Origin of the sequence: Kitasatospora kazusensis, from assembly GCF_039529945.1 — a bacterium.
GTDB classification, from domain to species: Bacteria; Actinomycetota; Actinomycetes; order Streptomycetales; family Streptomycetaceae; genus Kitasatospora; species Kitasatospora kazusensis.
The window spans coordinates 1-4975 of record NZ_BAAANT010000098.1 but is presented as its reverse complement, the minus strand read 5'-3'; the positions used below and the strand labels follow the sequence as shown (position 1 = coordinate 4975).

The 4975-nt window shown below is 71.8% G+C and carries 2 protein-coding genes; both read right to left on the bottom strand.

Annotation, left to right across the window (positions count from 1 at the left end; genetic code table 11):
* On the bottom strand, positions 1-1855 hold a 1855-nt coding region (locus ABD330_RS31940), incomplete at its 3' end, for a type I polyketide synthase (protein WP_344469813.1).
* Positions 1848-4975, bottom strand: a 3128-nt coding sequence (locus ABD330_RS31935) for a type I polyketide synthase (protein ID WP_344469812.1), incomplete at its 5' end; no start/stop codon positions are given. The genes ABD330_RS31935 and ABD330_RS31940, both read right to left, overlap by 8 nt.

Here is a 4975-nt window from a genome sequence, read left to right as displayed (position 1 = left end):
AGCGGGTCTGGTGCAGCAGGTCGTTGTTGGTGAAGACCACGTCGCGCAGGGGGTGTTCGAGGTGGGGGTCGAGTGCGGCGCAGGCTTCGTCGAAGGCCGCTGCGAAGACGGGGTGGGTGTCGTGGAGTTCGCGTCCCATGCCGAGGCGTTGGGCGCCCTGGCCGGTGAACAGGACGGCGAGTTTGCCGCCGCGTACCGTGCCCTGGACGAGATTGCGGGTGGTGCGCTGTCCGGCGAGGGCGTCCAGCCCGGTCAGGAGTTCCTCGCGGGTCCCGCCCAGCACCACCGCGCGGTGTCGCAGCTTCGCCCGCCCAGTGGCGAGTACGCGGCCGACGCGCGCGAGGTCCAGCTCGGGCGCCGCGGTGATGAACTCGCCCAGCCGGGCGGCCTGGTCGCGCAGCGCGGACTCGCTCTTCGCCGAGAGCAGCAGCGGCAGGACCGTGTCCTGCGGCTCCTCCGCTTCGGACACCGTGTTCGGGGCGGCTTCGAGGATGAGGTGGGCGTTGGTGCCGCTGATGCCGAAGGAGGAGACGGCGGCCCGGCGGGGGTGGTCGGTCTCGGGCCAGGGCCGGGCTTCGGTGAGCAGTTCCACGGCGCCGGACTCCCAGTCGACGTGCGGGGTCGGCTCGTCGACGTGCAGGGTCTTGGGCAGGATGCCGTGGCGCATGGCCTGCACCATCTTGATCACGCCGCCGATGCCGGCGGCGGCCTGGGCGTGCCCGATGTTGGACTTCAACGAGCCCAGCAGTAAGGGAAGTTCGGCGACATGTGCCCGTCCGTAGGTGGCCAGCAGGGCCTGCGCCTCGATCGGGTCCCCGAGCCGGGTTCCGGTGCCGTGGGCTTCGACCGCGTCCACCTGATCGGCCGTCAGGTTGGCGTTGGCCAGCGCGGTGCGGATCACCCGCTGCTGGGCCGGGCCGTTCGGCGCGGTCAGCTGGCTGCTCTTGCCGTCCTGGTTGACCGCCGTGCCGCGGATCACGGCGAGCACCTGATGTCCGTTGGCCTTGGCGTCCGAGAGCCGCTCCAGCAGCACCATCCCGACGCCCTCGCCCCAGATCACCCCGTCGGCGGCGTTCGCGAAGGACTTGCACCGGCTGTCGGGGGAGAGCCCGCGCTGTCGGCTGAACTCCAGGAACATGCCTGGCGTGGCCATCACGGCCGCCCCGCCGGCCAGTGCCATCGTGCACTCGCCGCTGCGCAGCGCCTGGGTGGCCAGGTGCAGCGCGACCAGCGAGGACGAGCAGGCGGTGTCGACCGTCACGGCCGGGCCCTCGAACCCGAAGGTGTAGGAGATCCGGCCCGATGCCACGCTGAGGGTGTTACCGGTCAGCAGGTAGCCCTCGATGTCCTCGGGACCCTGGTGGTTGAGCGAGGCGTACTCGTGGTTGGAGACACCGGTGAAGACGCCGGCCGCACTGCCGCGCAGCGTGGCCGGGTCGAGGCCCGCCCGTTCCAGCGCCTCCCAACTGGTCTCCAGGAGCAGGCGCTGCTGCGGGTCGAGGGCGAGCGCCTCGCGGGGGCTGATGCCGAAGAACTCGGCGTCGAAGCGGTCGGCGTCGTACAGGAACCCGCCCTGCCGCGCGTAGGTCTTCCCGGTGGCGGCCGGGTCCGGGTCGAAGAGGTCCGCCAGCTCCCAGCCACGGTTCTCCGGGAACTCCCCGACCGCGTCGGTGCCGGCGGCGACCAGGTCCCAGAGCTGCTCGGGAGTGCTCACCCCTCCGGGGAACCGGCAGCCCATGCCCACGATCGCGATCGGTTCACGGGCTGCGGACTCGGCCTGCTGCAGTCGCTGCCGGGCCTGCTGCAGCTCCGTGGTGACTCGCTTCAGATACTCGCGGAGCTTGTCCTCATTCACCGTCTGTCCCCAGTCCCAGCTCGTTGTCGATGAAGTCGAAGATCTCGTCGTCGGTCGCGGAGTCGATCCGCACGGTGGCCACCGCACCCGCGTGGTCCGCGGCCTGCTGCAGCTCGGTCAGTTTCGTCAAGAAGCCCTGTAGGCGCAGGGCCAGGCCGTCCCGGGCGGCCGGGAAGAGTGTCGGGAGGCCGACTTCCAGGCGGTCCAGTTCCAGCGCGAACGCCAGCGGATCAGCGACGTCGGCGGCCGTCGAAGTCGGTGCGAACTCGGTGCGCAGGAAGGCGGCGAGTTCGGCCGGCGTCGGGTAGTCGAAGAGCGTGGTCGCGGGCAGCCGCAGTCCGGTGTCCCGGTTCAGGGTGTTGCGGAACTCCACGGCGGTCAGCGAGTCGAGCCCGATCTCCAGGAAGCCGGTCTGGCCGTCGAGCGCCGCCGCAGAGCTGTGGCCGAGGACGGCGGCGAGCTGGTTCAGGATGTGGTCCTGCAGGATACGTACCTGCTCCTCCGCGCTCCGGTCGGCCAGTCGCTGCTGGAAGGTGGTGGCGTCCACCACGTTCCGGGCCTTGCGGCGCGTGGTGGTCCCGACCAGCCCTCGGAGCATCGGCGGGACGGTCTCGCCGTCGCTCCCGAGGCCGCTGACGTCGAGCTTCGCCGGTACCAGGAGCGCGCGGTCCTGGGTCAGGGCGATGTCGAGGAGTTCCAGTGCCTGACCGGTCGGCACCGGTGCGATGCCGCCGCGGTTCAGCCTGGCCCGACCTGCCTCGTCCAGCGCGCCCGCCATCCCGCTGTCCTGTTCCCAGAGCCCCCAGGCCAGTGAGAGGCCGGCCAGGCCCTGGGCGCGGCGGTGCTGCGCGAGCGCGTCCAGGAAGGTGTTCGCTGCGGCGTAGTTGGCCTGGCCCGCGTTGCCGATCAGGCCGGCCACCGAGGAGAAGAGCACGAAGGCCGCGAGGTCCAGGTGCTTGGTGGCCTGGTGCAGGTGCCAGGCGGCGTCCACCTTGGGTCGTAGCACCGCGTCGAGCCGGTCGGCCGTCAGCGACGGGACGGTGCTGTCGTCCAGGATTCCGGCGGCGTGCACGACCGCGGTGAGCGGGTGCTCGGCCGGCAGGCTGCCGAGCAGTGTGGCCAGCGCCTCGCCATCGGCGGTGTCGCAGGCGCTGAGGGTGACCTCGGCGCCGAGCGCCGTCAGCTCCGAGCGGAGTTGGTCGGCACCCTCGGCAGCCGCACCACGCCGGCTGACCAGGTGCAGGTGCCGGATGCCGTGCTCGGTCACCAGGTGGCGGGCGATCAGCGTGCCGAGTGTGCCGGTGCCGCCGGTGAGCAGCACCGTCCCCGCCGGGTCGAGCGGCGCCGCCGCCTCGGTGGCCACGGTCGCCCTGGCCAGCCGAGGCACCAGCAGGTCGCCGGCGCGGAGCGCGAACTGCGATGCGTCGCCGGCCAGGGCGGCCGGCAGCGCGCGCAAGGAGAGGTCGCTGTCGTCGTGGTCGAGCAGCACGATCCGGCCCGGGTTCTCCGACTGCGCGGTCCGTACCAGACCCCAGACCGCCGAGGCTGCCAGGTCCGGCACGTCCTCCTCGTCCCGGACGGCGATCGCGCCGTGGGTGAGGACAGCCAGGGTGGTACCGGCGAAGCGCTCGTCGGCCAGGAACTCCTGAAGGGTGCTCAGCACCGAGGCTGCTGTGCTGTGCGTGCCGGTGGCGACCTCCAGGTCGGCGGCCGCGACCGGCAACAGGAGGCCGGCGATGCTCGCGGGCACGGTCTCCTGGAGAGCGGCCAGTCCGTCGTGGCACTCGGCGGCGATCCCCAGCCGGCCCAGCGTTCCGGCCAGTTCCTTGTCGCCGAGGACAGCGAAGGGCAGCCCGGCCGGCCGGTTCGTACCGGTGGAAATCTTGTTCCACTGCACCCGGTAGAGCGAGTCCGGCTGCTTGCTGCGGGCCGCCGCGAGCTGCTCGGCGCCGACCGGGCGCATGGCCAGCGCCTCGATCGTCATCACCGGTGCGCCCGAGCGGTCGGCGATGGCGAGTGACACGATGTCGGGTTCCGGACGGGAGAGCCGGACCCGTACCTGCCGGGCGCCGGTCGCGTGCAGGGTGACCCCGCTCCAGGAGAACGGCAGGCGGACCCCGTCCTCGGCGTTGTACCAGAGCATCAGCGGGTGCAGTGCCGAGTCCAGCAGGGCCGGGTGCAGACCGTAGGTCTCCGCGTCGCCGTCCTGCGGCAGTGCGATCTCGGCATAGACGTCCTCGCCGAGGCGCCAGCCGGCCTTGAAGCCCTGGAACATCGGGCCGTACTCGTAACCGCGGTTGATGAAGGTCCGGTAGAACTCTTCGATGTCCACCGGGGTGGCGCCGGCCGGTGGCCACGCGGCCATCTCGAACGCCGGCTGCTGTTCCTCGACTGCCAGGAATCCGCTGGCGTGCCGGGTCCACTCCACCTCCGGGGCGGCGTGGGCCGCTCGCGAGTACATGGTGAACGGGCGGCGATCGGTCTCGTCGGCGGTGCCCACGGTGATCTGCAGGTCCCGCGCGCCCTGCGGGGGTACGGCGAGGAAGGCGTGGTGGACCAGCTCGTCGATCCGGCCGCAGCCGGCCTGTGTGCCGGCATACAGCAACAGGTCGAGGAAGGCCACGCCCGGCAGGACCACCGTCCCGAAGACGACGTGGTCGTGCAGCCACGGGTGGGTGTGGAGCGAGACCCGGCCGGTGAACAGTCGGGTGCCGTCGGGGAGCACCACGGCCGCGCCCAGCAGCGGATGGTCGGTTGTGCCGAGGCCGAGCGTGGCCGCGCTGGCACCCGTGTTGGCGGGGCTGAGCCAGAAGCGGTCGCGCTGGAACGCATACGTGGGCAACTCGGCGGGGTGGATGGCGGGTTGGGTGGTGGGGCTGGTGGGCCAGGTGATGGGGTGGCCGTGGGTGTGCAGCTGGGCGAGGGTGGTGGTGAGGGTCAGTGCTTCGGGGTGGCCTTCGCGCAGTGCGGCGGTGGTGACCGTGTCCTCGGTGTCGAGGGTGGTCTGGGTGAGGGCGGTCAGCACGGGGTCGGGGCCGAGTTCGACGAACGCGGTGACGCCTGCTTGGTGGAGGGTGTGGATGGTGTCGGTGAAGCGGACGGGCTGGCGGATGTGGTCGG